The organism is Corynebacterium sp. HMSC11E11 (genome assembly GCF_001807025.1).
Taxonomy (GTDB): domain Bacteria; phylum Actinomycetota; class Actinomycetes; order Mycobacteriales; family Mycobacteriaceae; genus Corynebacterium; species Corynebacterium freneyi.
Map to the genome: position 1 here is coordinate 1 of NZ_KV787163.1, position 26,982 is coordinate 26,982.

23 protein-coding genes, 5 tRNA genes and 2 riboswitches are annotated in these 26,982 nt (G+C 69.5%); of the genes, 8 read left to right on the forward strand and 20 right to left on the reverse strand.

Annotated elements, in window-relative coordinates; all coding sequences use genetic code 11:
• Positions 1–182 precede the first annotated feature (182 nt).
• Entirely contained in the window at positions 183–1,445 is a 1,263-nt protein-coding gene (murA, locus tag HMPREF3121_RS10035) for a UDP-N-acetylglucosamine 1-carboxyvinyltransferase (RefSeq protein ID WP_210387273.1), read from the reverse strand.
• A 101-nt stretch (positions 1,446–1,546) separates the two neighbouring features.
• Between murA and HMPREF3121_RS10040 the strand changes: the two genes are divergently transcribed.
• Positions 1,547–2,155 (forward strand): cob(I)yrinic acid a,c-diamide adenosyltransferase, encoded by a 609-nt coding sequence (locus HMPREF3121_RS10040; protein WP_070523038.1) that lies wholly within the window; start codon positions 1,547–1,549, stop codon positions 2,153–2,155.
• 66 nt (positions 2,156–2,221) lie between these two features.
• Here HMPREF3121_RS10040 and ramA read toward each other — a convergent pair whose 3' ends face one another.
• The 5 genes from ramA to HMPREF3121_RS10065 form a co-directional block, all read right to left on the reverse strand.
• Entirely contained in the window at positions 2,222–3,058 is an 837-nt protein-coding gene (ramA, locus tag HMPREF3121_RS10045; protein ID WP_035122738.1) for an acetate metabolism transcriptional regulator RamA, read from the reverse strand.
• A gap of 325 nt (positions 3,059–3,383) precedes the next feature.
• Positions 3,384–4,163 (reverse strand): enoyl-CoA hydratase, encoded by a 780-nt coding sequence (locus HMPREF3121_RS10050; protein ID WP_070523041.1) that lies wholly within the window; start codon positions 4,161–4,163, stop codon positions 3,384–3,386.
• 8 nt (positions 4,164–4,171) lie between these two features.
• Entirely contained in the window at positions 4,172–5,089 is a 918-nt protein-coding gene (mmsB, locus tag HMPREF3121_RS10055) for a 3-hydroxyisobutyrate dehydrogenase (RefSeq protein ID WP_141743070.1), read from the reverse strand.
• A 128-nt stretch (positions 5,090–5,217) separates the two neighbouring features.
• Entirely contained in the window at positions 5,218–6,375 is a 1,158-nt protein-coding gene (locus HMPREF3121_RS10060) for an acyl-CoA dehydrogenase family protein (protein ID WP_070523048.1), read from the reverse strand.
• A gap of 83 nt (positions 6,376–6,458) precedes the next feature.
• Positions 6,459–7,979: a CoA-acylating methylmalonate-semialdehyde dehydrogenase gene (locus HMPREF3121_RS10065; RefSeq protein ID WP_070523052.1), complete on the reverse strand. Its 1,521-nt coding sequence runs from the start codon at positions 7,977–7,979 to the stop codon at positions 6,459–6,461.
• A 264-nt stretch (positions 7,980–8,243) separates the two neighbouring features.
• Positions 8,244–8,464: riboswitch (cobalamin riboswitch) on the forward strand.
• A gap of 137 nt (positions 8,465–8,601) precedes the next feature.
• Between HMPREF3121_RS10065 and metE the strand changes: the two genes are divergently transcribed.
• Positions 8,602–11,022 (forward strand): 5-methyltetrahydropteroyltriglutamate--homocysteine S-methyltransferase, encoded by a 2,421-nt coding sequence (gene metE, locus HMPREF3121_RS10070; RefSeq protein WP_070523055.1) that lies wholly within the window; start codon positions 8,602–8,604, stop codon positions 11,020–11,022.
• Between the two features lie 135 nt (positions 11,023–11,157).
• Here the strand turns inward: metE and HMPREF3121_RS10075 are convergent, their stop codons facing one another.
• The 4 genes from HMPREF3121_RS10075 to HMPREF3121_RS10090 are packed head-to-tail and all read right to left on the reverse strand — an operon-like array spanning position 11,158 to position 13,781.
• Positions 11,158–11,952, reverse strand: a complete 795-nt coding sequence (locus HMPREF3121_RS10075; RefSeq protein WP_035122745.1) for an energy-coupling factor ABC transporter ATP-binding protein — start codon at positions 11,950–11,952, stop codon at positions 11,158–11,160.
• A complete protein-coding gene (locus HMPREF3121_RS10080) occupies positions 11,949–12,689 on the reverse strand; it encodes an energy-coupling factor transporter transmembrane component T (RefSeq protein ID WP_070523057.1) in 741 nt (246 codons plus the stop codon). Before HMPREF3121_RS10080 ends, HMPREF3121_RS10075 begins: the two co-directional genes overlap by 4 nt.
• Position 12,690: 1 nt before the next feature.
• Complete coding sequence (locus HMPREF3121_RS10085) at positions 12,691–13,029, reverse strand: energy-coupling factor ABC transporter substrate-binding protein (protein WP_070523060.1); 339 nt, start codon at positions 13,027–13,029, stop codon at positions 12,691–12,693.
• Positions 13,026–13,781, reverse strand: coding sequence for an energy-coupling factor ABC transporter permease (locus HMPREF3121_RS10090; protein WP_083291612.1), 756 nt, complete (start codon positions 13,779–13,781; stop codon positions 13,026–13,028). The genes HMPREF3121_RS10085 and HMPREF3121_RS10090 overlap by 4 nt, the downstream gene beginning before the upstream one ends.
• An 87-nt stretch (positions 13,782–13,868) precedes the next feature.
• A riboswitch (cobalamin riboswitch) is annotated at positions 13,869–14,047 on the reverse strand.
• A 188-nt stretch (positions 14,048–14,235) separates the two neighbouring features.
• Between HMPREF3121_RS10090 and cysK the strand changes: the two genes are divergently transcribed.
• Together cysK and epsC are read left to right on the forward strand one after the other, a co-directional pair.
• Positions 14,236–15,168, forward strand: a complete 933-nt coding sequence (gene cysK, locus HMPREF3121_RS10095) for a cysteine synthase A (protein WP_070523062.1) — start codon at positions 14,236–14,238, stop codon at positions 15,166–15,168.
• An 85-nt stretch (positions 15,169–15,253) separates the two neighbouring features.
• Entirely contained in the window at positions 15,254–15,847 is a 594-nt protein-coding gene (epsC, locus tag HMPREF3121_RS10100; RefSeq protein WP_070523065.1) for a serine O-acetyltransferase EpsC, read from the forward strand.
• Between the two features lie 170 nt (positions 15,848–16,017).
• Here the strand turns inward: epsC and HMPREF3121_RS10105 are convergent, their stop codons facing one another.
• The 10 genes from HMPREF3121_RS10105 to HMPREF3121_RS10150 form a co-directional block, all read right to left on the reverse strand.
• Positions 16,018–16,296, reverse strand: a complete 279-nt coding sequence (locus HMPREF3121_RS10105) for a GNAT family N-acetyltransferase (protein WP_070523068.1) — start codon at positions 16,294–16,296, stop codon at positions 16,018–16,020.
• A gap of 84 nt (positions 16,297–16,380) precedes the next feature.
• Positions 16,381–16,851 carry a hypothetical protein gene (locus HMPREF3121_RS10110; RefSeq protein WP_070523129.1) on the reverse strand — a complete coding sequence of 157 codons (471 nt, stop codon included), beginning with the start codon at positions 16,849–16,851 and terminating at the stop codon, positions 16,381–16,383.
• A 134-nt stretch (positions 16,852–16,985) separates the two neighbouring features.
• Positions 16,986–17,058: transfer RNA gene (locus tag HMPREF3121_RS10115), tRNA-Phe, on the reverse strand.
• A 26-nt stretch (positions 17,059–17,084) separates the two neighbouring features.
• A tRNA-Asp gene (locus HMPREF3121_RS10120) sits at positions 17,085–17,158 on the reverse strand.
• 254 nt (positions 17,159–17,412) lie between these two features.
• Positions 17,413–17,489, reverse strand: a tRNA-Asp gene (locus HMPREF3121_RS10125).
• Positions 17,490–17,517: 28 nt separating this feature from the next.
• Positions 17,518–17,593, reverse strand: a tRNA-Glu gene (locus HMPREF3121_RS10130).
• Positions 17,594–17,651: 58 nt separating this feature from the next.
• Entirely contained in the window at positions 17,652–18,629 is a 978-nt protein-coding gene (locus HMPREF3121_RS10135; protein WP_070523070.1) for a PepSY-associated TM helix domain-containing protein, read from the reverse strand.
• Between the two features lie 110 nt (positions 18,630–18,739).
• Positions 18,740–20,077, reverse strand: coding sequence for a YhgE/Pip domain-containing protein (locus HMPREF3121_RS10140; protein ID WP_070523072.1), 1,338 nt, complete (start codon positions 20,075–20,077; stop codon positions 18,740–18,742).
• On the reverse strand, positions 20,074–20,676 hold the full coding sequence (locus HMPREF3121_RS12465) for a TetR/AcrR family transcriptional regulator (RefSeq protein WP_070523074.1): 603 nt from the start codon (positions 20,674–20,676) through the stop codon (positions 20,074–20,076). Before HMPREF3121_RS12465 ends, HMPREF3121_RS10140 begins: the two co-directional genes overlap by 4 nt.
• Positions 20,677–20,796: 120 nt before the next feature.
• A tRNA-Lys gene (locus HMPREF3121_RS10150) sits at positions 20,797–20,869 on the reverse strand.
• A 310-nt stretch (positions 20,870–21,179) separates the two neighbouring features.
• On the opposite strand from HMPREF3121_RS10150, the gene HMPREF3121_RS10155 reads away from it, so the two are divergent.
• Genes HMPREF3121_RS10155 through cydC form a run of 4 tightly spaced genes read left to right on the forward strand, consistent with a single transcriptional unit; the run spans position 21,180 to position 26,927 of the window.
• Positions 21,180–22,754 carry a cytochrome ubiquinol oxidase subunit I gene (locus HMPREF3121_RS10155; RefSeq protein WP_070523076.1) on the forward strand — a complete coding sequence of 525 codons (1,575 nt, stop codon included), beginning with the start codon at positions 21,180–21,182 and terminating at the stop codon, positions 22,752–22,754.
• A 14-nt stretch (positions 22,755–22,768) separates the two neighbouring features.
• The gene (gene cydB, locus HMPREF3121_RS10160; protein WP_070523130.1) at positions 22,769–23,788 is read left to right on the forward strand and encodes a cytochrome d ubiquinol oxidase subunit II; all 1,020 of its coding nucleotides are present in this window, start codon (positions 22,769–22,771) and stop codon (positions 23,786–23,788) included.
• Positions 23,785–25,314, forward strand: coding sequence for an ABC transporter ATP-binding protein/permease (locus tag HMPREF3121_RS10165; RefSeq protein WP_083291615.1), 1,530 nt, complete (start codon positions 23,785–23,787; stop codon positions 25,312–25,314). The genes cydB and HMPREF3121_RS10165 overlap by 4 nt, the downstream gene beginning before the upstream one ends.
• Entirely contained in the window at positions 25,311–26,927 is a 1,617-nt protein-coding gene (cydC, locus tag HMPREF3121_RS10170) for a thiol reductant ABC exporter subunit CydC (RefSeq protein ID WP_070523078.1), read from the forward strand. Before HMPREF3121_RS10165 ends, cydC begins: the two co-directional genes overlap by 4 nt.
• The last annotated feature ends 55 nt before the right edge of the window (positions 26,928–26,982 follow it).

The window sequence follows — 26,982 nt, forward strand, 5'->3', positions numbered from 1 at the left end:
CAGCAAGAGAAGAACTTACCACACCCGGAATCTGCCGCGCAAACGGCTCGAACCAGAATGTTTCTCGCTCTTCCCCCAGCCAGTGACCCGATCACCTTGCGGTGTCGGTCGCGCTGACCACCAGAACATTACACACGCCGCGCCGAACAAAGCAAAACGCCAGGTCACTCCGCAGTTCGGCGCTACCGCACGCGCTCGATGTCGGCGCCGAGCGAATTGAGCGTCTCCACGAACGTCGGGTAGCCGCGATCGATGTGATAGACGTCGTGGACCTCCGTGACGTCGCCGGGCTCGGTGCACAATCCCGCCAGCACCAATCCGGCGCCGGCGCGAATGTCCGACGACCACACGGGAGCCGAACTCAGACGCTCCTTGCCGCGGATCATCACGTGGTGGCCGTCGACGGTCGCGTCGGTGCCCAGGCGAATCATCTCGTCGACGAACCGGAAACGGGACTCGAAGACGTTCTCGGTGAGCACGCTGACGCCCTCGCTCACCGCCGCCAACGCAATGGCCATGGGCTGCAGGTCCGTGGGGAACCCCGGGAACGGCAGGGTCTGGTAATTCACGGCCTTCGCCCGGCCCTCCATGCGCACGCGGAATCCCGACCCGTAGGTCTCCACCTGCGCCCCGGCGTTCTTCAACTTCTCCAGGGCCAGATGCAGGTGAGCCGGGCTGATGCCGCCGACGGTGACGTCGCCGCCGGTCATCGCCGCCGCGTACGCCCACGTGCCTGCGACGATGCGGTCGCCGACGACCTCATGCTGCGTCGGGGTCAGCTTCTCCACCCCATCGACGGTGATGGTGTTCGAACCGGCGCCCCGGATGCGGGCGCCCATGGCCACGAGCATGTCGCACAGGTCGACGATCTCCGGCTCTCGCGCCGCGTTGTCCAGCACCGTGCGCCCCTTCGCGAGCACGGCGGCGGTGAGGATGTTCTCCGTGGCACCGACCGACGGGAAGTCCAACGAAATGTGCCCGCCGGTGAGCCCATCGGCCTCGGCCACGACGCACCCGTGGTTGATGTACGTCCGGGCGCCGAGCTTCTCCAGACCCGACTGATGCATGTCCAACGGCCGCGAACCGATGGCGTCACCGCCGGGCAGGGCGACGATGGCCTTGCGGCACCGCGCGGTCAGCGGGCCGAGCACGCACACAGACGCGCGGAACTGGCGCACCGCGTCGAAGTCCGCCTGCGGCGACAGCTCGGCTGGAGTGTCGATGCGCACGACGTCGCCCTCGCGCTCGACGGTGCACCCGAGCCCCTCGAGGACCTTCTGCATGAGCGGCACGTCGTCGATGGCCGGGCAGTTTGTCAGCACCGTGGTGCCCTCCGCCAACAGCGCCGCACCCATCAACTTGAGCACGGAGTTCTTCGCGCCGGACACGCGGACCTGTCCGCTCAGCCGCGCGCCGCCCTTGACCAGGAATCGTTCATTCGCCACGGCCCCCACGAAACCACACTTTCGCCGTCGCCGCCGCGACTTCCCCCGCGGCCGCCGCTCCTTCTCCCACCACCGCCGCAAGCGCCGCCTAGAGTGGGGCCATGTCCGTTCACCTGACCCGCATTTACACCCGCACGGGCGACGACGGCACCACGGGCCTGTCCGATTTCAGCCGCGTCCCCAAAGACGACCCGCGCCTGGAGGCGTACGCCGATTGCGACGAAGCCAACGCGGCCATCGGCCAGGTCCTGGCGCTCGGCGAACCGTCCGAGGACATCGCCGCGGTGCTGCGCCACATCCAAAACGACCTTTTCGACGCCGGCGCCGACTTGGCCACCCCGATCGAAGCCGACCCGGAGTACCCGCCGCTGCGCATCACGGAGGACTACGTCACCCAGCTGGAGCGGTGGTGCGATTCCTTCAACGAGGACCTGCCGTCGCTGAAGTCCTTCATCCTCCCGGGCGGCACGAAGGCCGGCGCGCTGCTGCATTCGGCGCGCGTCGTCGCCCGCCGGGCGGAGCGCAGGGCCTGGACCGCGGTGCGCGAATTCCCGGACACCACGTCGCCATGGCCGGCGAAATACCTCAACCGGCTGTCCGACCTGCTGTTCATCCTCTCCCGCGTCGCCAACGACGGCGATGACGTGCTGTGGGTGCCGGGCGGCGAACGCGGATCCGACTCCTCCACCCAAGGCAACGACGACGCGTGACGGCGGCCCGGCCCCCACGCCGACCCGTCGTCACGCGAAACACGCTGCGCGAAACCGCGCCCGCCGTCAGGGCAGGGCGCCGATGCGACGCGCGGCGTTGACGGCTTCATAGCGGGTGTGGGCGCCGAGCTTGCGCATCACCGACCGCAGGTAGGACTTCACGGTCTCGGCGCCGATGCCCATCTCCTCCGCCGCCTCGACGTTGGTGTGGCCCAACGCCACGCAGGCCAGGACGTCGAGCTCACGGGCCGACAGCTTCGTGGTCTGCTTCACCCGCACGGGCGTGACCATCTGGTCGCACAGTTCCTCGAGCTCCTGGCGCAGCTTCTCGTCGTCGACGCGGTTGGCCAGCATGCGCAGCTTCGAATGGGTGGAGCGCACCTGCTCCCACTCCGCGCCGTTCATGACGCGGCCGCCCTTGCCGCCGGAGGCTCGGTCCATGTTGCGGCACGCGTCGGCCACCGACAGATCCTGCTCCAGGCAGCGGGCGGTCATGGTGACCTCCTCGAGCACCTTGTCGCCCAGCCGCACCGACGAATGCACGCCCGCGTACAGCACGCCGCGCACCTGACGGGCCACGATGACCGGCACCGCGACGAGGGAATGCAGGCCCTCGTCCTTGATGTTCTGGTCGTACTCGTGGGTGATCACCTTCGCCCGGAGGTAGTCGCTGACACCGACGGGCCGGCGGGTCGACATCACCCGGCCGCCGACGCCGGCACCGGATTCGACGATGAGGTTGTGCAACGCCGGGGTGCGCAGCCCCACCCAGTGGCTGATCTGCATCTTTCCGCCGTCGATCACGTCGGCGTACATGGTCACCGGGATCCCGGTCGCGTTCTTCAGGGTGACCAGAGACGACTTGACTACCTCGTCGTCGTCCAGAATTCGGTGGGGATCCATGAACGTGCCTCCTGCTGCCCTACCTGCCGCCCACCGCCAGGTGGCCCCGAGCGGGGGGCGCATTTCCGTACACCGGAAACTATACCCTCCAAAAGGGTGCCCCTGCATTGCGGCGATCCTCACAATTTTGGCGGATATCCCACCCCCGCGATACGGAAATATCTCCATTCGCGTTCCCGGGGTGACCGTCGCGGGCCCGTTTCCCACCCCCGGGGCATGCGGGGCGACCGGCGGAAACGGGGCGGGACCGGTCGTCGTCAAGCACATCCTGCTTGACGACGGCCGGCCCCGTACGACTTCGTCCCGGACTACCCGAGGCCGCCGATCAGCGCTCCCACTCGGGCTTGCGCTTGTCCGCGAAGGCGTTCATGCCCTCGTACTTGTCGGCGGTGGAGAACAGCGAGTAGAACACGCGGCGCTCGTAGTGGATGCCCTCGGTCAGCGTGGTCTCCAGCGCGCGGTCAACGGCGTCGGTGGCGATGTAGGACGCGGTCAGCGGCATGTTCGCCACCTTCTCCGCGATCTTCGCGACCTCCTCGGCGAAGCCCTCCAACGGCAGGATGCGCGACACCAGGCCCGAACGCTCGGCTTCCTCCGCGTCCATCATGCGGCCGGTGAGCACCAGATCCATGGCCTTGTACTTGCCCACGGCCTTGGTCAGGCGCTGCGAACCGCCCATGCCGGGGATGACGCCCAGGGTGATCTCCGGCTGACCGAACTTGGCGTTGTCCGCGGCCAGGATGATGTCGCCCATCATCGCCAGCTCGCAGCCGCCGCCCAGCGCGTAGCCGGACACCGCGGAAATGATCGGCGTGCGCACGCGGGACAGGCGATCCCAGCCGCCGAAAAGGTCGTCCAGGTAGACGTCCTTGTACGAAAGGTCCTTCATCTCCTTGATGTCGGCGCCGGCGGCGAAAGCCTTCTCGGAGCCGATGATCACGATGGCGCCGATGCCGTGGTCGCGGTCGAAGCCCTCCACCGCGTCGGCCAGCTCGTTCATCACCGTCGTGTTCAGCGCGTTGAGCGCCTTCGGGCGGTTCAGCGTGATCGTGGCCACGCGCCCCTCGACGGAGGTCAGGATGGTTTCGTAGGTGCCTTCGGACATTGGTTTTTCTAGTTCCTTTCGTCGGAGGCCGCGCCATCGGCCCGGGTCTGTTCAATGATGGCAGAAAAGTCCAGGCCGCCGTTGCCGTCCGCCAGGAATCGCGAGTAGAGCTCGCGGGCCAGCCGCCCCATCGGCGCCGAGGTGCCGGCGGTGTCCAGGGCGTGCTCGGCCAGGCCGAGGTCCTTGTCCATCAGGGCGGTGGCGAAGCCCGGCTTGAAACCGTTGTTCGCCGGCGACGTCGGCACCGGACCCGGAACCGGGCAGTTGACCGTCAACGCCCAGCAGGCGCCGGTGGAGTTGGAGACGACCTCGTGGAACGCCTCCGGGGTCAGGCCCAGCTTATCGCCGAGCAACATCGCCTCGCCGATGGCAATCTGTTCGACGGCCAGGACCATGTTGTTGCACACCTTCGCGGCTTGACCGGCGCCGGAGTCGCCGCAGTGCACGATGGAACGGCCCATGTGCTCGAGGACCGGGCGGGCGCGCTCGACGTCGGCCTCGTCGCCGCCGACCATGAAGGCCAACGTGCCCGCCGCCGCGCCCGAGATTCCCCCGGACACCGGGGCGTCGACGTGCCGGTGGCCGGCCGCCGCGACGCGGGCGGACAGCTCCCGGGCGTCGTCGACGGCGATCGTCGACGAATCGATGAACAGCGCCCCGGCCGGCGTGACCGGCAGCAGCTCGTCGTAGACGGCGCCGACGATCTTCCCGTTCGGCAGCATCGTCACCACGGCGTCGGCCGCCGCAACCGCGTCGACGGCGGATTCGTGGACGGTCACGCCTCCGTCGGCGGCGGTCTGGCGCGCCTCCGGCGACGGATCGGAGCCATGGACGTCAAGGCCCGCCTTGGCCAGGTTCACGGCCATCGGGCCGCCCATGTTGCCCAGGCCGATGACGGCCACGGTGCGGATGTCGGTGGTGCTCATCTGGATTCTCGCTCCTCGTGTGTGGGGGTGGGTCGTCGTCAAGCAATCGGTGCCGCAACGGAGCCGACCCGGACCGACCGGAGTCGGCGGGGCCGGCGGGGCCGGCGGGGCCGGAAGATCTGAAGGGTCTAGAAGGTCAGCGCGCCCTTGGCGGCGGCGCGACCGAGCATCATGCGCATGATTTCGTTGGTGCCCTCGAGGATCCGCATGACGCGCAGATCGCGGACGATGCGCTCGACGTCGTACTCCTCCAGGTAGCCGTAGCCGCCGTGCAACTGCAGGGCCTCGTCGGCGACGTGGAAACACGTCTCGGTGACGTGCAGCTTCGCCATCGCGCACGCCTCCGGGTACCCCGGGGCCTTCGTGTCCAGCGCATTGGCCGCATGCGACAGCATCAGACGCGACGACTGCAGGCCCGCTGCCATGTCGGCGATGCGGTGGCGCAGCGCATCATTGTCGATGAGCGTGCCGCCGAACGCCTTGCGGTCCCGCAGGTAGGACACCGCGCGGCCGAAGGCGAACTCCGCGCCGCCCAACGCACAGGCCGCGATGTTGATGCGGCCGCCGTTGAGACCCCGCATCGCCATGGTGAAGCCCTTGCCCAGGCCCCCCTCGCCGCCGATGAGGCGGTCGGCCGGGATGCGCACCCCGTCGAACATGACCTGCGCGGTCGGCTGATTGCGCCAGCCCATCTTCTTCTCGTTCGGGCCGAAGGACAGGCCCGGGGTGCCCTTGTCCACCAGGAACGCCGAGATGCCCTTCGCGCCCTCGGCGCCCGTGCGGGCCATGACCAGGTAGACGTCCGAGGCGCCGGCACCGGAGATGAACTGCTTCACGCCGTCGAGCACCCACTCGTCGCCGTCCTTGACCGCGCGCGTCGACAGCGACGCCGCATCGGAACCGGCGTCGGGCTCGGTGAGGCAGTACGAACCCAAAACCTCCATCGACGCCAACCGCGGAACGAACTCCGCGCGCTGCTCCTCGGTGCCGAACTCGTCGACCATCCACGTCACCATGTTGTGGATCGACAGGAACGCCGACGTCACCGGGCAGCCGCGGGCGATGCGGTTGAACACCACCACGCCGTCGGAACGGGTCAGCCCCGTGCCTCCGTGGTCCTCGGAGCAGTAGAGGGCGCCGACGCCGAGCTCGGCCAGGCCGCGCATCTCGTCGACGGGGAAATGGTGGTTCGCGTCCCACTCGGCGGCGTACGGCGCAATGTGCTTGGCCACGTACGCGTCGATGGTGTCGGCGAGCATCTTCTGGTCTTCGGTGATCCAGGTCATGGGTGCCTTCCTGATCTTCCTTCGATTCCGGCGGGTGCCGTGATTCCGGCGGGTGCTTCGGTTCCTGCGGGCGGTTCCGGCGGTCAGGCGCCCAGGACCGGCATGTTGAAGGACGCGCCCTCGCGCGGGCCCTTCGGCCAGGTGGTGGTGATGGTCTTGGTGCGGGTGTAGAAGCGGAAGGCGTCCGGGCCGTGCTGGTTGAGGTCGCCGAATCCGGACCGCTTCCAGCCGCCGAAGGTGTGGAAGGCCACCGGGACCGGGATCGGGACGTTGACGCCGACCATGCCGACCTCGACGCGGGAGGCGAAGTCGCGGGCGGCGTCACCGTCGCGGGTGAAGATGGCCACGCCGTTGCCGTACTCGTGCTCGTTCGGCAGGGCCAGGGCCTCCTCGTAGTCCTTGGCGCGGGCGATGCACAGCACGGGGCCGAAGATCTCCTCATCGTAGCAGCGCATGCCGGGCTTGACGTCGTCGATGAGCGACGGGCCGATGAACAGGCCGTCGGCGAGCGACTCCCCCTCGAACTCGGCGTCGGTGGCGCCGGACTCGCGGCCGTCGATGACGACGGTGGCGCCCTCGGACTCGGCGGAGCCGACGATGTCGCGGACGCGCTCGAGCGCCTGCGGGGTGATCAGCGGACCGTAGGAGGCGTCCGGGTCGAGGGAGTGGCCGACCTTGAGCTCCTTGATGCGCTCGACGAGGGCGTCGCGCAGGGCGTCGGCGACCTCGTCACCGATCGGCACGGCGACGGAGATGGCCATGCACCGCTCGCCGGCGGAGCCGTACGCTGCGCCGATGAGCGCATCGACGACGCGGTCGAGGTCGGCGTCCGGCATGATGATCATGTGGTTCTTCGCGCCGCCGAAGCACTGGGCGCGCTTGCCCAGCTTCGCGGAGGTGACGTAGACGTGCTCGGCGACGGGGGTCGAGCCGACGAAGCCGATGGCCTTGACGTCGGGGTGCTCCAGCAGACCGTTGACGGCGTCGTGGGCGCCGTGGACGACGTTGAGCACGCCGGCCGGGCCGCCGGCCTCGAGGAAGAGCTTGGCCAGGGTGACCGGCACGGACGGGTCCTGCTCGGAGGGCTTGAGCACGAAGGCGTTGCCGGCGGCGAGGGCGGGGCCGGCCTTCCACAGCGGGATCATGGCCGGGAAGTTGAACGGGGTGATGCCGGCGACCACGCCGAGGGGCTGGCGGACGGAGTGGACGTCGACGCCGGTGCCGACGGACTCGGAGAACTCGCCCTTGAGCAGGTGCGGGGCGCCGAGGGAGAACTCGACGACTTCGAGGCCGCGCTGCAGGTCGCCGTGGGCGTCGGCGAAGGTCTTGCCGTGCTCGAGCGAAAGGTCGCGGGCGATGTCGTCGGCGTTGGCGCGGATGAGGCGGATCCACTCGTTGAGGACGCGGGTGCGCTTCAGCGGGCTCCACGCGCCCCAGTCCTTCTGGGCCTCCTTGGCGTTGGCGACGGCGCGGTCGACGAGTGCGCGGTCGGCCAGTCCGACGGTGCCGCGGACGGCGCCGGTGGAGGGGATGGTGACGTCCATGGTGGCGCCGTCGGCGTGGACTTCTTCGCCGCCGATGATGTGGGGGATGCGGATGGTCATGCCTGTTCTTCCCTTCGCCGCGGGCTTCCGCCCGTCATGTTTTGGTTAACGATCGCTAACCGAAAACGTATGTGACGCGGGTCACGAAATCTAGGAGGAGGTATGGCGCGACCACATTTGGGGGCACCGTGTTAATGTTGCGAATTGACTGTTAACTCTTCGCCTCCCTGCTTGGTGCCCGATTTTACCCCGGCCAACCTTGCTGTACGACGACCACCTGGCAGACCTTCGCCACCCGAGTTTTCTTTTTGCGAATTTCATCCTAAGGTGACCTGCGCAACTGGTTCCGCCCCCGCGGTTGTCGCGGGATGTCGGACGCAAGAGGGAATCCGGTGAGAATCCGGAGCTGTCCCGCAGCGGTATGCCGGAACGAAAGCCGTCAAAGGCACTGGGGTCGATGCCCCGGGAAGCGACGGCCGGTAGGCCCCGCCCACTTGGGCGCACGCCGGCGAGCCCGAATACCTGCCCGTTGTGCCGGCTCATCCGATCCGGCTCACCGAGGGCGCTCGTGGACTGGCGCGACGTGGCGTAAACCGACGGGCGAGTCTCCCCGTCGGTGGCTTCGGCGCAGGTTCAGGTGCGACCCCGGTCTTTCTTGACGAGGATCGAGGAGATCACCCCCATGACCACACGTTCGACCCGGGCGGGCCAACGCCCGCCGTTCACCGCGACGGTGCCGGGCTTCCCGCGCATCGGCGCCCACCGGGAGCTGAAGAAGGCCATCGAGGCCTATTGGCGCGACCCGGCCCTGGCACCGGACCTGGCCGACACCGCCGCCACGTTGATCGATCGCCGCCTCACGCGCGCGACCGCGACCGGCCTGGATTCGGTGCCCGTCGGCACGTTTTCCCACTATGACCAGATGCTCGACGTCGCCGCGATGGTGGGCGCCCTGCCCGCGCGCGTCGACGACATCGCCGACCATGAGCCCGGTTCCGGGTCCGACCCCGAACGTGACCCCTCCGCCGACGACCTGCTTCCGACGTGGCTGGACCGCTATTTCGCCGCCGCCCGCGGCGCGGAGGGGATTGCGCCGTTGGAGATGACCAAGTGGTTCGACACGAACTACCACCACCTGGTCCCGGAGCTCGATCCGGCCCGACCCTTCGCCGCCGACCCGTCGTTCCTGGTGGCGCAGTTGCGCCGGGCCCGCCGCCATCATGCGCCGGCGCGGGCGGTGCTCATCGGCCCCGTGACGTTCCTGGCCCTGTCGAAGATGGCCGACGGCACCGTCGGCGCGCCGTTGGACCGCCTGCCCGAACTCGTGGACGCGTACCGCGACATCGTCGATGCCGTCGCCGACGAGGGCGTGGAGTGGATCCAGTTCGACGAACCGGCCCTCAACACCGGGCATCTGCCGACGGGCCGCGACGGCGAGGTGTCGGAGCAGTGGCGCCGCCTGGTCGTCCATGCCCACGTCCGGGGCGTGCGCGTGCTGGCGCAGACGTATTTCACCGACGCCCAGCGAACGGTGGACCTTCTCTCCGGCACCGGCGTCGACGCCGTCGGCGTGGATTACGTCGCGGGAGCCGCCCCGGATCTGTCCGCCCTGCCGACGTCGACGCTGGTCGTCGCGGGCGTCGTGGACGGCCGCAACGTGTGGCGCACGGATTGCGCCCGGGCCCTGGGCACGCTCGCCGAGGTCGCGCAGTCGCACCCGGTCGCGGTGTCCACGTCCTGCTCGCTGCTGCACGTGCCCCATTCGTTGGCCGCCGAGCCGTCGCTGGCCGATGAACCGGAGTTGCGGGCCCGCCTGGCGTTCGGCGAGGAGAAGATCATCGAGGTCGTCTCACTCGCCCGCGCCCTGCACCACCCGAACTGCGAGCGCATCCGCCGCAACGGGATCCTCGCCGACGCGGAGACCGCCGCGAACGAGGAGCAGGCCGAGCAGGCCGAGCAGACCGGGCGAGCCGGGCGAGCCGGGCAGCCCGATTCGGACGCACCCGCGGCAGGCGTGGAGCACCGTGTGCCCCGACGCAAGGGCGGGGTCCACGACCGGGCCCCGTTCCCGGAGCGCCGGGAGGCCCAGCGCCGGCGCCTGGACCTGCCGCCGCTGCCCACGTCGACGATCGGTTCCTTCCCGCAGACGCCGCAGGTCCGTGCGGCCCGGGCGGCGTTCGCACGGGGCGAGTCGTCGGCGCCCGCCTACGAGGCCGCGATGGTCCGGGAGATCCTGCACGTCATCGACGAACAGGAGAAGCTGGGGCTGGACGTGCTGGTGCACGGCGAGCCGGAGCGCAACGACATGGTGCAGTACTTCGCCGAGCAGCTCGACGGGTTCCACTGCACGTCGAACGCGTGGGTGCAGTCCTACGGCACCCGATGCGTGCGTCCCCCGATCCTCCACGGCGACGTCTCACGCCCCGAGCCGATGACGGTGCGTTGGTTCCGCGCGGCGCAGGACATGACGGAGCGGCCGGTCAAGGGCATGCTCACCGGCCCGGTGACCATGTTGGCCTGGTCCTTCGTCCGCGATGACCAGCCCCTGGCGGACACCGCGCATCAGGTGGCGCTGGCCATCCGCGCCGAGTGCGAGGACCTGGAGGCGGCGGGCGCGCGGGTGATCCAGGTCGACGAGGCCGCGATCCGCGAGCTGTTGCCCCTGCGCCCGGAGGACCGCGCCGCCTACGCGGAGTGGTCGGTGGAGGCGTTCCGCACCGCCACCGGCGGGTTGGCGGACCACGTCCAGCTGCACACGCACATGTGCTACTCGGATTTCGAGTCGATCCTCGATCTGATCCGGGACATGGACGCCGACGTCACCACGATCGAGGCGGCCCGCGCCGGCTTCGAGCTCGTCGACGCCATCGCCGCCTCCGATTTCGACCTGCCCGTGGGCCCCGGCGTGTGGGACATCCATTCGCCGCGCGTACCGGGCGTGGACGAGGTCACGGCGCGCATCGACCACGCCTCCCGCGCCCTCGGCCCCGACCGGGTGTGGGTGGTTCCCGACTGCGGGTTGAAGACCCGCGGTTGGCCCGAGACCAGGGCGTCGTTGGACGCTCTCGTGAAAGCCGCCCGGAAGGTCCGGGCGTCGCTGTAGCAGTCGGGTCGACGGGCCTCCTACCGTCGGCCGCATGCTGCGGCGATGAATGAAAGACCGCTCCCCCGCGCGCGTTCCGGCAGTCCGCGCGCGGGTGGAGCGGTTCTTTTCGCTTGACGACGCCCACCTGGGGCGTCATCGGCCCAGCAGGTCCTCCGGGCCGCGGATGGTGGCGGGGTCGCGTCCCAGCGCCCTGGCCACCACCGGCGCCCAGGGCAGGGACAGTCGCGCCCGCGTCACCAGATCGGCGTCGACGAGGACGTCGGCGGCGTCTCCGGTGACCGCCGACCCGTCGACGAGGACGGCGGCGCGGGCGGCGAAGGCCCAGGCGACGTCGATGTCGTGGGTGGCCATCACCACGGCCACGCCCCGATCGTGGAGCGCGCCGAGGGTGTCCAGCAGAGTGCGCGTCGCCGCCGGGTCGAGTCCCGCGGTGGGCTCGTCGAGAAGCAGGACGTCGGGCCGCATGGCCAGCGCACCCGCCAACGCGACCCGCTTGCGCTGCCCGTAGGACAACTGGTGCGGCACACGGTCGGCGAGATCGGTGATCTCGGCGGCGGCCATGGCCTCGGCGACGCGCACGCGCACCTCGTCGTCCGGCAACCCCTGATTGACGGGGCCGTAGGAAACGTCGGCGGCGACGGAGGTGGCGAACAACTGATCGTCGGGATCCTGCAGCACCAGCTGGACCCGCTGCCGCAGATGATTGCGGCCGCGGCGGGAATAGGAAAACGGCGAACCGTCGAAGTCGAGCCGCCCTGCGGACGGCCGGATCGCACCGGCCAACAAGCGGAGCAACGTCGACTTGCCGGAACCGTTCGCCCCCAGCAGCGCCATGCGCTCCCCGGCGAAGATCTCCAGGTCGACGTCGTCAAGCACGCGCACACCGGGATGCCGGAACCCGACGCCGCGCGCGGCGAGAATGCTCACGGCAACCACCCCCGCACCGCGGCCGTGACCGCCGTGACGACGACGAGCACCACGACCGATGCGACCAGGAACCGGGCGTCGCGCGGGCGGTCGACGACCATGACCCCCGCGGCACCCGGCTCGGCGCGCAACTCCAGGCCCTCGCCGAGACGGCGGGCCCGCTCGAACGACAAGACGAACAGATTCGCCGACTGCGCCGCCACGCCCGTGAGCAACCCGCGCCGCGTGACGTGGCCCAGGCGCTGGGCCTGCGCCTCATGCATCATCTTCGCCGTGCCCGCCAACGAGCCGACCATCCGATAGATGAGCTCGGCCAAATACGTCAACGTGCGCGGAATGCCCGACCGATTCAACCAGGCGAGCACCTCCGACAACGGCGTGGTCACCGTGAACAACATCGTGCAGCCGATCGCCGCCGTCGCCCGCGCGACGACTTCCGCCGCGCGCTGCGGCCCCGTCGGCGACCAGACCAGTCCGTCCAGCGTGATGGTGAACAACAACGGCAGAATGCCCACCGCGACGAACGCGGCGGGAGCGGACCACAGGGTCAGGAACAACCCCGCCGGCACCCTCGCGATGACGGCCGCGACCGCCACCGCGACGATGATCAGCACGGCCGCCGGCCACGGGGGCAACGAAATGGCCAGCAACAGCAGGCCACCGCACAACAGGGCCTTCTCGCCGACGTTGCGCCGCGCCCACCGATTGCGGGCCGCGGCGGTTTCGAGGGCGTTCACGCTACGAGGACTCCCGCTCCTTGCTGCGGCCACGGTAGAAGCCCAGCGCGTAACCGAGCACGCCGCCGCCCAGGCCGGCCTGCAGCGCGAAGAGACCGGACTCGACCTCGCCCGGCAGCTCGTCGACGACCGGCTCGAACCACGGCTCGTAGTCCGGGTTGCTCTCCTCGATGAGCTCGGTGGCGGCACCGTCCGCGCCGCCGAAGGGCTCCTCCTCGGGATCGCCCAGGTTGAAGAACATGGGGAACACCGCGATGACGACGGCCAGGACGATGAGGCCGATGGTCACCCCCGCACCGGAGCGCTTCGGGGGCGTGTGGGTCTGATTCGAGGCGGTCATCGCACGGTCTCCTTCTCGTCGGCGTCGGCGGGGGCGGTCAGGCGCTCGTCATGGGCGACCGCGTCGGCGATCGCGACGTCGGAAAGCTCGTTCTTCTTGAGCACGCCCAGGGAGAACAGCTCCTTCTCCGCGACGGTGCGCAGGGCCTTGACCACCAGCACCGTCAGCAGCGCCTCGATGACGGCCAGCGGGATCTGGGTGACGGCGAACAGCGACAGGAACGTCGCCAGCGCACCGCCGAACCCGCCCGGATCCGCCGGGTGCGCCAACGCCAGCTGCGTGGCCGTGACCACGTAGGTGGACAGATCCGCCAGGAACGCCGCGACGAACACCGAGGGCAGCAAACCGCCGCCCAAACGCCTGGTCAGGACGTACCCGCCCCACGCGACCCACGGGCCGACGATGCCCATGGAGAACACGTTCGCGCCGAGCGTGGTGATGCCGCCGTGGGCCAGCAGCAACGACTGGAAGAGAAGAACGATGGAGGCCAATACGGCCATGATGGGCGGCCTGAACATCACCGTGCCCAGGCCCGTGCCCGTGGGGTGCGACGTCGAGCCGGTCACCGACGGGATCTTCAGGGCCGACAGCACGAACGTGAACGCGCCGGCGGCGCCGAGGAGCAAACCGGTGCCCGGCTTCTCCTTGAGCAGCTTGTTGACTCGCCACGCACCGTGGACGACGAACGGCGCCGCGGCCACCGTCCACCCCACCGCATGGCCGACGGGCAAAAAGCCCTCTGCGATATGCATGTGAATTTATCCTCACGCGCCCCCGTCACCTCGCGGGTGGCGCACCGATCCACCCGGCGCCCATCGACGCCGGGGCCGATCCACGGCCGGTCTCCTGGCTGACGGGGCTGCCCCGCGGGACGTGCCGCGAAACATCCGCTCCGACGCCTTCCCGCGCCCCGCCGGTCCTTTGCCATCGGCCGTGCGGAGCCCGGTGGCATGTGCCGGACCGGGGTCACCCCGATCACAGTGGCGAGGGCCGCCGCCCACTTGCAGGGCGTTCCCGTCCACCGCGAATCTGCCTCCCATCCTATGCCCCGCAGCCGACGGCGATGCGGCGCGGGCGGCGACTCTCCCCCTGGTCGCGGGCTTGCAGGTGCCCCCACCCCAAAACTAGACGTACCTGTCTGTACAAAGAGGGCATCGCGGCGTACACTCGCCCACCGACGAAGGAAACGAGAAAGGAACCGACTGGATGACCATCCACGACAACATCACCGACCTGATCGGCGGCACCCCGCTGGTCAAGCTCAACCGCCTCACCGAGGGCCTGCCCGGCACGGTCGTCGCCAAGCTGGAGTTCTACAACCCGGCCAACAGCGTCAAGGACCGCATCGGCAAGGCCATCATCGACGCCGCGGAGGCCTCCGGCGAGCTGAAGCCGGGCGGCACCATCGTCGAGGGCACCTCGGGCAACACGGGCATCGCCCTGGCGCTGGTCGGCGCCGCCCGCGGCTACAAGGTCATCCTCACCATGCCGGACACCATGAGCCAGGAGCGCCGAGTCGTGCTGCGCGCATTCGGCGCCGAGCTGGTGCTGACCCCGGGCGCCGAGGGCATGAAGGGCGCGGTGAACAAGGCCAAGGAGATCGTCGAGAACACCGACAACGCCATCCTGGCCTCCCAGTTCGCCAACCAGGCCAACCCCGAGGTTCACGCCGCCACCACCGGCGAGGAGATCTGGGCCGACACCGACGGCAAGGTCGATTACTTCGTCGCCGGCATCGGCACCGGCGGCACCATCACCGGCGCCGGCCGCACGCTGAAGAAGCACAACCCGGACGTCAAGCTCGTCGCCGTCGAGCCGGCGGATTCCCCGCTGCTCACCGAGGGCAAGGCCGGCCCGCACAAGATCCAGGGCCTGGGCGCCAACTTCGTCCCGGAGATCCTCGACCGGGACCTGCTCGACGAGGTCCTCACCTCCACCAACGAAGATGCCATCGCCACCTCCCGCGAGCTGGCGAAGCAGGAGGGCATCCTCGGCGGCATCTCGGCCGGCGCCAACGTCAAGGCCGCCCTCGAGATCGCCGCCCGCCCCGAGGCCGAGGGCAAGACCATCGTGGTCATCATCCCGGACTTCGGCGAGCGCTACGTCTCCTCCATCCTGTACCAGGACCTGCGCGACTAAACCCGGACTGCGCCCCCTCCCGCATCCGCCGCCGACGCTCCCTCATACCGGGGCGTCGGCGGTGCGCTATGTAAAGTTGGTCACCATGAATTCGTTCCTGAGGATCCTCAAGGAGGACCTGGACAACGCCCGCGCGCACGACCCCGCCGCCCGCGGTGACGTGGAAAACGCCCTGGTCTATTCGGGCCTGCACGCCATTTGGGCGCACCGAGCCGCCCACGCGCTGTGGCAGAAGGGGGGCGCGGCGAAGGGCCTGGCGCGAATCCTGGCCCAGTTCACCCGGTTCCTCACGGGCATCGAGATCCACCCGGGCGCGAAGATCGGCCGCCGGTTCTTCATCGACCACGGCATGGGCGTGGTCATCGGCGAAACCGCCGAGATCGGCGACGGCGTGATGCTGTACCACGGCGTCACCCTGGGCGGCCGCAGCCTGGCGAAGGTCAAGCGGCACCCGACGTTGGAGGACAACGTGACGGTCGGCGCCGGCGCGAAGGTGCTGGGCCCTGTCGTCATCGGCGCCGGTTCGGCCATCGGCGCCAACGCGGTGGTCACGCGGGACTGCCCGCCCGATTCCATCGTGGTGGGCATTCCGGGCAAGGCCCGCCCCCGTCAGCCGGAGGAACACCGGCCGCTGCTGGACCCGGCGGAGTACGTCCAGGGCGACGGCGACGGGATCTAGCTGCGGCATCCGACTGCAATTCCGCCGTCGAACCACGAACGGCGCCGACCGGGCGACGACAAAGGGCCGACCCCGCACACCACGGGGTCGGCCCCTTTTTCGGGCTAAACCACGGGGTCGCCACTGCCCCCGTGGTTTGGGCCCCGTGGTGTGGATTGGGTGCGTGGCGGTTACGCGACCAGGTCGGCGTAATCGGGGTTCTTCGCGATGAACCGCTCCACGGCCGAGCACGACGGGATGACGGATCCACCGGTTCGGCGGACGTCGTCAAGCGCGGCCTGGATCAGGGGCTTGGACAGGCCCTGCCCCTGGAACCGCTCGTAGACGACGGTGTGATTGAAATTCAACGCACCTTCGGCGGGCTCGTAGGCCGCGAAACCGGCCTCTTCGCCGTCGACGATGATGACGTAACGACGTCCGGACTCGTCGTGATCGATGGTGTGCGCCATGGTGATTCTCCCTCGGTCGATGATGTTTCCCACCAGGGTACGCACGCCCGGCGGACACCATCGCGCAATCGACGGACGGAACCGTCAGACGGCGCCGTGGTCGACCGCGGCCGGCGGAGTGCCGGGCTGCTCGTCGGCGCGACCGACGGCCACACGACAGGGCACCGACCCCGTGCCATGGGCCCGTTCGGCGGCGACGCCGGAACGCCAGCCGGGACTCACCAGGTCCGCGAGCGATCCCGACAGATCCGCCAGCTCCGCGTGCGACAGACCGGGGACGACGACGGTGATGCGGTGACGCGCCCGCTCCCCCACGTCGGCACCGGGGTTGGCTTCGCGCCACTCGTCCAACATGGACGAACCCTGGGCACCGTCGGGCATGACGTCCTCGTACACACGCGCGCCGGAGCCGGGGACGAACTCCTCGAGCGCTCCGCGAATCGTGTCGGCTGCGGCCACCCGGCCGGGCTCGTCGGTGAAGAGGAAGATGCGGATGACCGACGGCAGCGACTCATCGCCGGACATCGTTCCCGCCGATGCGAATTCGGTACTCATGGACATTGATTTTACCGACGTCGTCCCGCGGCCGAATCGATGAGGGCGGGGTAAGTTCCGCGCCGAAAAAGGCGCGGCGGGGACGACGAAAAACCGGAAGCCCGCCTTTCGGCGGACTCCCGGTCATTCGATTGTGGCCAGAAGCGGGATCGAACCGCTGACCTTCCACTTTTCAGGCGGACGCTCTACCAACTGAGCTATCTGGCCGAACAAACCCTCTGGGGGAATGTCGGCGACCCTGACGGGACTTGAACCCGCGGCCTCCGCCGTGACAGGGCGGCGCGCTAACCAACTGCGCCACAGGGCCTTAATGCCGCACACGAACTCCGTCCGTGCACGAGTTGATACTCTACACAGCCGTTCATCGGGGGCACAAATCCGCAGCTCACAACGAAATTCCACTCATTCGCCACGCCCGTCGCCGACGTCGGCCCCGCCACGCCGCTCCCTTGCCGCGCGATAAAAAAGGAAAGGGGCGAACGTCGCAAAGCAATACCCGCCACCGACGAACACGAAAGGCGGCCACCCACCTGAAATGGATGACCGCCTTCGCCAGAAAAATGGCGACCCTGACGGGACTTGAACCCGCGACCTCCGCCGTGACAGGGCGGCGCGCTAACCAACTGCGCCACAGGGCCTTGTTCTGTTGTGCTCCCATTCGGGGAGTGGTACTCCCTACGGGATTCGAACCCGCGCCGCCGCCTTGAAAGGGCGGTGTCCTAGGCCGCTAGACGAAGGGAGCTCGTCTTCGCGTTGGGCGCGGGGGAACGAACCCCCGCGGCAACGTATGAAACACTAGCCTACGGCACACCACCCGACAAAATCGCAGGTTCGCGCTGCTTTTCGACGGCCCGGCGGCGAGCCCTCGAGCGGCCGATGAGCACGAGATCGAGCAGCAGGAAGCCGATCATCGACATGCCGAGGAGCGGCAGGAACGCGCCGACCGTCGCGGCGAAGACGACCACCCCGGCGACGATGCGCCACGACGGGACATCCGGCAGACCGGGAACCGAAGTGCCGCGCACGGTGGGACGACGCAGCCACCACATGCGGTAACCCAGCACGATGATCGCCGCGATGCCCAGGCCGACGGCGATGACGCGATCGGCCTGCGCGGGTGAGGCCGGCCGACCGGCGCCCGGCGATTCCGGCGGCAGCGTGGCGTCGACCTTCGGCGCCTTCCAGTCCAGCGCGGAAACGACGGCGTCGACGTTCGCGCCGACCCTCTGCGACCACGTGATGCCGGTGGCGGCCAGGCCGAGCATCGCGACGATCAGCCACACGCCGAGAACGGCGTGGAGATTGAGCGACCGTCGACGGCGGCCCGTGTCGCCCGTCGGGGCGGGGGCGGCGCGCCACAGGCGGGTTCGGGTGCCGGGATCACGACGTCGGGCGGCCGACACGCGGCGCCACCACAGGTACAGCCCGCCCAGTGCGAGCACCCACAACCACGAAGCGGCCAGCTCGGCGTAGAGTTCGCCGGGTTCGCCCAGGTGGAGTTGCTGATGCAGACCGGACAGCCACCGGCGCACCGGCAGCTCGCCGAGCCCGGAATAGGTCCGCTCCTCGCCGACGACGGCGGCGGTCGCCGGGTCGACGGTGAGCAGGTCGGCGTAGACGACCTTCTCGATCGTCGGCGCCAGCGCGTAGAACGCACCGGAAATGGCCGCGATCAGCAGGAATGGGCCGACCATCAAACCCGCGTAGAAGTGCAGGCGATGGAGGAAACGCGCGGGCCGGTCGCGGTTGACGCGACGGGCCGTGGGGGTTTCGGACATGGGGTCAAAACTCCTCGGGAAAGACTCGGGGGTGCGACTGGAAGCGTTCGGCCGAACGCTGATTAGTCGAATCCATTCCCCGAGAGTTCCCGGCGATTTATCCCCTCAGGTCAGACCGCGTCCGCGGGCTCCGACTCCGGCGCGGACTCAGACTCCGGCGCGGGCTCCGACTCCGGAGCCGGTGCGCGCAGCCAGCCCTTCCGATCGAACCACACGGAAGCGATCAGGCCGATGGTCACCGCGACGGCCACGGAAATGCCGGCGTAGATCAGCGCGTTGCCGACGCCCGACTCCCACGTGCCGCCGAGGTAGAGCATCGACCGCGAGCCGAGGTAGATCTGGTGCATCGGCGAGATCAGGCCCAGCACCCGGAAGAACTCCGGCACGGCCTCCAGCGGCAGCGTGCCGCCGGCCGACGGCAGCCCCAGGACGATGAACAAGATGAGGTTGACCACCAGACCCGGGTTGCCCAGCAGCGCGTTGATGGCGTGGCTGACCCAGCCGACGGCGAGGATCATCGCGGCGGTGAACCCCCACAGGGCGAACGGTTTGTGCAGGGGCATGCCGACCATCGAGCCGATGACGACGTACAGCGCCGCGACGAGGGCGGCCTGGGTGGCGGACATGCCGAACTTCACCACGAGGGTCGCCAGCCGCGACACGCGATGGTGGTCGTGCCGCACGAATACCGGCCCCCACTCCAGCGAGTGGATGCCCAGGCGGTTGTCGACGATCTGGCCGGTCACCATCGCACCGGTGAAGCCGGCGAGCACGATGAGCAGCGTCCAGTAGAACGCGGACAGGCCGTTGCCGGTGCCGTCGGGAAGCGGGTGGAATTCCTCGAATTTGAAGTCGACCGGGTGCGCCGCGGCGGCCAGGGCGGTGCCGGTCGGCCCCTGCCCTTCCGGTGCGTCCGCGGCTGCGGCTTCGACCTTTTCCAGCAGTTGCTTGCCGACGGCTTCGTCGACCTCCGTGCGAACTTGGAAGCCGACCTCCTTGACGATGGTCGATGCACCCAAGCCGGCCGCGGGGTTGGAGACGATGCGGATGTCCGGGGCGACGACCTCGTTGTCGACCATGGTGCCGATGCCCCAGGCGTTGAGGCGGGAACTGAAGTTCTCGGGGATGACGATCGCGCCGTACAGTTCACCCCGCGACATCTGGTCGATGGCTTCCTGGCCGCTGAGCTGACGCAGGTCGAACTGCTCTTCGTCGATGCCGTCGACGAGGCCTTCGACGACCTGGTCGCCCGCCCTCAACTCGGTGCCGTCGAGGGTGCCGGCGCCGCGGTCGGCGTTGACGATGGCGATCGGGAATTCGTGGAGGTTTTTCTTGGGATTGACGTTGCCGGTGAGGTAGGCGCCGCCGAAGAAGATCGTCAGCAGGGCGACGGCGAGGGTCGGCGCCAACCAGAACGCCAGTGTCCGGCGGGGATCGCGGGTGCTCATCGCGCCACCCCCAATCCGCCGTCGACGCCCCGGACGAGCAGGACCCCGAGGTCGGAGACGAGCTCGTCGAGGGGGCCGCGGTCGTCGTCGCCCGCCCACTGCGCCGCGGTCCACGCGATGGAGGCGGCGATGGCGCGGGCGGCGGTTTCCGGCGCCAGCGGTCCGGCGGCGAGGCTGCCGCCGAGGGTCGGGGCGGCGAGGATCCGGCCCGCCAAGTAGTCGATGGACTGATGGAGGACTTCCTGGCCGCCCGGGCCGGCGAGGACGCGATGCATGAAGTCGACGTGCGGCTCGAGCTTTTCGACGGCGATGCCGATGACCTCGAGGATACGGTCGATGTCGCCGGAGTCGAAGCCGTCGGAGGCCGGATCGATGTCCGCGAACGCCTCGTCCAGGCGGAGAACGGCGGCGTCGGCCCATGCCTCGGCCAGGTCGCCGTAGACGGCGTAGAAGGTGGGCCGGCTGACGCCGGCTTCGTTGACCAGGTCGGTGATCGTGATGTCGACCGGCGCCCGTTCATCCAAGAGCGCGACGGCCGCGGTGCGGAGCTTGTCGCGGGACCGGGACGCCGGTCGCGGTGGATTCTGGATTTTACGCATGTAAGTTTTTTACACCTGTAAACAGCCGCAGTGCAACCACTCCCGACCAAAAATCCCGAAAAAATCTACGGCGCACATGAAAAATCCCCCTAACCTGCACGAACAGGAAAGGGGGAAAAGTGGGCCCCGTGGGGCTCGAACCCACGACCTACGGATTAAAAGTCCGCAGCTCTACCAACTGAGCTAGAGGCCCATGCCCGGAAAATCCTACCGCCCCCTCCCCCGCGAGAGGAAAACCGGGTCCCGTGTCGTGCCCACACCCCACGCGACCGCCCCGTACTCCACGCAACGGTTGCGAAGCCCCGGCGACACGCACGGTCACCCCCGGTTCTCACTCGACGGACCGTCGTCAAGCAGTGGTCTTACGCATTTCGATTACCCCCACCCCCATCGCCGCCGGGAACCAACCGAGGCAGCGGGACGACTGTTGCAGTGAGAGGCTCATCGCCCTCCGGGACTTCGCGCGCCCTTTTCCGCTGCCCGCTTTTCGCCGAGGAGAGTTCATGGACGTCGTGGACGTGTCACGGTGGCAATTCGGCATCACCACCGTCTACCACTTCATATTCGTGCCGCTGACCATCGGTTTGGCGCCGATGGTCGCGTTGATGCAGACGATGTGGCAGGTGACGGGGAAGGCCCACTGGTACCGGGCGACGCGGTTCTTCGGCACCGTCTTCCTGATCAACTTCGCCATGGGCGTCGCCACGGGCATCGTGCAGGAGTTCCAGTTCGGCATGAACTGGTCGGAGTACTCGCGGATGGTCGGCGACGTCTTCGGCGGGCCGCTGGCGCTGGAGGGACTGATCGCGTTCTTCCTGGAGTCGACGTTCCTGGGCTTGTGGATCTTCGGTTGGGGGCGCATCCCCGGCTGGCTGCACACCGCATCGATTTGGCTGGTCGCGATCGCCGTGAACCTGTCGGCGTATTTCATCATCGTGGCCAATTCGTTCATGCAGCACCCCGTGGGTGCGGTGTACAACCCGGAGACGGGCCGCGCGGAGCTCACCGACTTCGTCGCGCTGCTGACCAACCCGACCGCGCTGGCGGCGTTCCCGCATGCGGTGGCCGGTTCCTTCCTCACGGCCGGCACGTTCGTGCTGGGCGTGACGGGTTGGTGGATGGTCAAGGCCGCGCGACTGGAGCGGGCCGCGGCGGCGGAGGGTCGGGAGCTTGACGACGCACAGCGCCACGACGCGCACCGTCCCGCCCACCGTTTGGGGTGGTGGACCGTGGTGTTGTCCTCCATCGCCGTGGCATGGACGGGTGACATCCAGGCCAAGCTGATGTTCGTGCAGCAGCCGATGAAGATGGCGTCGGCCGAGTCGCTGTGCGTGACCGAAACCGATCCGCGCTTCTCCGTTCTGTCGATCGGCACGCACAACAATTGCGAGTCCGTCGTCCACGTGCTGGATCTGCCGTGGGTGCTGCCCTTCCTGGCGGAGGGCAAGTTCAGCGGGGTCACGCTGGAGGGCGTGCTCGACCTGCAGCAGCGCTACGAGATGATGTTCGGCCCCGGCAATTACCAGCCGAACCTGTTCGTCACGTACTGGTCCTTCCGCGCGATGATCGGCCTCATGGTCGGCTCGCTGGCGATCGCGTTTTTCAGCTGGCTGTTCACCCGCGGCGGCCGTCTGCCGCAGGGCAAGTGGGCGACGTGGTTCGCGTGGGGTTCGTTGGCGGCGATTCCGTTCCCGTTCCTGGCCAACTCCGCCGGATGGGTGTTCACCGAGATGGGCCGTCAACCGTGGGTGGTCCACCCGAACCCGGAGTCCTTCGGTGACCCCAGGACGGAGCTGATCCGGATGACCGTCGACATGGGCGTGTCGGATCATGCGACGTGGACGGTCGTGGTCACGCTGGTCGGGTTCACGCTCATCTACGCGATCCTCGCGGTGGTGTGGTTCATGCTCATTCGGCGGGTGGTGGTCAGCGGCCCGCCGGTCGAGTCGGGCCCATCCGTCGACGGCGGGGAGGGGCCGGCGGCCATCGTCGGAGCCGGCGCCCCCGTCCGCTTCGCCGCCGACGCCGCGACCGAACCCGACGCCGCCACCACGACCACCACCGAAAAGGACGCGTGATCATCATGTTCGGACTGGATCTGCCGGTTTTGTGGTTCATCCTGGTGGCGTTCCTGTTCGCCGGGTATTTCCTGCTGGAGGGCTTCGACTTCGGCGTCGGCATCCTGTTGCCGATCCTCGGGCGCGACGAGGCCCGCCGAAACGCGATGCTGCGCACCATCGGCCCGGTGTGGGACGGCAACGAGGTGTGGTTGATCACCGCAGGCGGCGCCCTGTTCGCGGCGTTTCCGGAGTGGTACGCAACCATGTTCTCCGGTTTCTATCTGCCGCTGTTCCTGATCCTGCTGGCGCTCATCGTCCGCATCGTGGGCCTGGAGTGGCGGAAGAAGATCGACGATCCGACGTGGCGCCGTCGTTGCGACGCCGCGATCATCGTCGGTTCGTGGTTGCCGCCGGTGCTGTGGGGCGTGGCCGTGGCCAACCTGGTCCGCGGCGTTCCGCTCGACGCCGATCACGGCATGTCCAGCGGCCTCGACGTCCTGGTCGGCCTGCTCAACCCGTATGCGCTGCTCGGCGGCGCGGCGCTGACGGCGGTGTTCATCCTCCACGGGCTGACGTTCCTGCGGCTGAAGACCGCCGGCCGGCTGCGCGAGGAGGCCCACGGCGTGCTCGTGCCCGTCGCCGGTGCGGCGGTCGTGCTCGGCGCGGCCTTCGTCCTGTGGACGCAGATCGCCCACGGCAAGCCGTGGACCTGGGCCGTGACGGTCCTGGCGCTCGTCGGGGTCCTCGGCGGGGTGGCCATGGTCCTGCGTGATCGCGACGGCATCGCGTTCACGGCGACGTCGGTGGCCGTCGTAGCGGTGACCGTGCTCATCTTCGGGTCGATGTACCCGTGGCTGATGCCGACCACGCTGGCCGACGGCGCGGGCCTGGACGTGTGGAACGCGGCGTCGAACCCGTACACGCTGAAGATCATGACGTGGGCGGCGTTGTTCATCACCCCGTTGGTCATCGCGTATCAGGCGTGGACGTACTGGGTGTTCCGGAAGCGGATCACCGCAGAGCCCGTCGCCGCCGAACCCGTCACCGCATGACCAGCCGGGGCCCGGTCGATCCCCGGCTGGCCCGGCTGTCCGCCCCGGCCCGGAGGTGGATCGTCGCGGCCGCGCTGCTGGCGGCGCTGCGGGTCGTCGGCGTCCTGGCCTTCGGAGTCCTCGTGGGCACCATCGCGGCCGGGATCATCACCGGGGAGCGGACGATCGCCGATAGTTCCGGGCTGCTCGCCGCGCTGGTCGGCGTGGCCGTGGCCCGCGCGGCGGTGGCGTGGGCGGAGGCGCGTTTCGGGCGTCGCGCGGGGGCGGAGGTCGTCGCGGATCTGCGTGCCCGCACCCTGGCCCGCCTGGCCGTCGCCGATCCCCGCCATGTGGATCGCGCGAAGTGGCGGACGCTGCTCGGCGAGGGCATCGAGGGCGTCGGCCCCTACGTGGCGGGGTATCTTCCGGCGCTGGCGTCGACGGTGATCGCCACGCCCGCGGCGTTGGCTGCGGTGTGGTGGCTCGATGCGGGGTCGGCGCTCATCGCGGCGGTGACGCTTCCGCTCATTCCGGTCTTCATGTGGTTGGTCGGCACCCTCACCGCCGGTCGGACGGCCCGTCGTCTGCGTGACCTGGGCCTGTTGTCGGATCAGATGCTCGATCTCGTGGCGGGTCTGCCGACGCTGCGCGCCTTCGGCCGCCACCGCGCGCCCGCCGACGAGATCCGCCGTCTGTCGGAGGCGCACCGGGCGTCGACGATGTCGGTGCTGCGCATCGCGTTCCTGTCGGGTTTCGTCCTGGAATTCTTGGCCACGCTGTCGGTGGCGTTGGTGGCCGTCGGCATCGGTTTCCGCCTGCTCGACGGCGGCATGACGTTGGCGGCGGGGCTGACGGTGCTCATCATCGTCCCGGAGGTCTACGGCCCCGTCCGCGAGGTCGGCGTCCGCTTCCACGACGCCCAGGACGGGTTGGCCGCCATCGACGACGTCTTTTCGCTTGACGACGGCCCCTCCCCCACGCCGGCCATCGCAAAGCAGGATGACGCCGGGGAGCATCGCCCGGACGCGGGCATCCGGGTGATCTTCGACCACCTCACCGCCTCGGGGCGCGACGGCGACCGACCCGGCGACCTGTGCGGGACCGCGGAGCCCGGCGCGATCACCGTGCTGGCCGGCGACAACGGTTCGGGCAAGTCGACGGCGCTGCTGGCGCTGCTGGGCATCGTCGCCGAGGGAGTGACCGGGTCCGCGACGGCCGTGGGCCCGAATGGTGCGCTGACCGGCGACGATCTGTGGGCGCGCACCTCCTACGTGCCGCAGCGGCCGGTGCTCGACGCGGCGTTGGTCGGCGATGCGGCAGGTTTATCCCTCGGCGAGAAGCAGCGCGTCGCCGTCGCCGCGGAACTGATGCGCGACCGCGAGCTGATCATCCTCGACGAGCCGACCGCACACCTCGACGAGGACAACGCCGCCGAGATGATGTCCCTGCTGCGAGAGCGGGCCGCGGCGGGCGCGACGGTGCTGGTGGCGTCCCATGATCCGCTGGTGCTGGCGGCCGCGGACGTCGTCGTGGAGGTGGCCCGATGAGCCTTTCCGCCGACCTGCGCGCCCTGCGCTCCGCCCGTCCGCTGACCGGGCTGCGGTGGCGCGAACTCGTCGCCCCCGTCGTCGCCGGTTCCGTGACGTTGATCTCGGCGTTGGCGCTGACCATCGTGTCGGCGTGGCTGATCACGAAGGCGTGGCAGCAGCCGAGCGTCATGGACCTCACCGTCGCCGTGACCGCCGTCCGCGCGCTGGGCATTTCGAGGGCCGTGTTCCGGTACGTCGACCGGGTCGTCTCGCATGATCTGGCCCTGAGGTGCGCCGCACGGACCCGCGTGTCGGCGTATCGGGCGCTTGCCGACGACCCGTCGTCGCGCGTCCTGCGCCTGGGTCGCGGCGCCCTGCTCACCAGGCTCGGAGACGACGTCGACCTCGTGTCCGACGTGGTGGTGCGCGCGCTCGTGCCGGCGGGCCTGGCGGTGACGACGTCGGCGGCGGCCGTCGGGTTCACGGCGCTGCTGTCCCCCGCCGCCGCGGCCGTGCTGGCGATCGGGCTGATCATCGCGGGCACCTGCGCACCGTGGGCGGCGGCGCGCGCGGCCCGGATTGCCGCAGCCGAGCGGGCCGCGGCGATGGAGGACCACGTCGCCGCCGTCGACCGGGTGCTCGTCGACTCCCCCGCCCTGCGCGTGCGCGGCGAGATCGACGGCGCCCTGGCCGACGCCGACCGCGCCGCCCGCCGGCTCGCCCACGCCGAAGAATCCGCCGCACCCGCCGACGCCGCGGGAAACGCGATCTCCGTCCTGTCCTCCGCCCTGACGGTCATCGCCGTGCTCGTCGTCGCGGGCATGGCGGCACCCGATCATTCTCCCCAGTGGATGGGCGTGCTCGCGCTGCTGCCCCTGGCCGCCTTCGAATCCGTCGCCGCCCTGCCCGGCGCGGCCGTCGCCGTGACCGGAGCCGCCGGTGCGGCGAGGAGGCTCGCCGAATTGACCGACGCGGGCGGCTCTGGCGAACCCGGCGAACCGGGCGCCACGCGGGCGTCGTCACGCGAAACGTCCCCGGACACGGCCCCGGAGGCACCCCGCGTGCACGCGCGGAACCTCGTCTACGGCCACGACCGCGACGTGGGCAAGCGCGATCTGGACCTGCCCTTCGGGGCGAGGGAAACCATCGTCGAACCATCCGGGTCGGGCAAGACGACGCTGCTGATGACGCTCGCCGGCCTGCTGCCCGCCCGCGGCGGGGAATGCTCGGCTGACGGTGCGCTGTTCGTCGCCGAAGACGGCCACGTGTTCGCCACCACCGTCCGCGACAACCTGGCGGTCGGCGCCCCCCACGCCACCGACGACATGATGAACGCCACCCTGCGCGCCGTCGGACTCGGCGACTGGGTGGCGGGGCTGCCCGACGGCCTGGGCACCGTGCTCGCCGCCGGCGCCGACGACATGTCCGGCGGACAGCGGCGCCGCCTGCTCCTGGCCCGGGCCCTGCTCACCGACGCGCCGATCCTGCTTCTCGACGAACCCTTCGAACACCTCGACGACGCCGGAGCCGCGGAACTGCGCGCGATCCTCGACTCGCCCGTCCTGCCCGGCGCGCGCCCCGAGCGGACCATCATCGTCGTGGAGCACCCCCGCACGGGCGGTCGGGGCTGAACGGAAGAGGCGGAAAAGCGAAACGGGGCGGCAGCCGTCGCTGATCCGCCCCGTC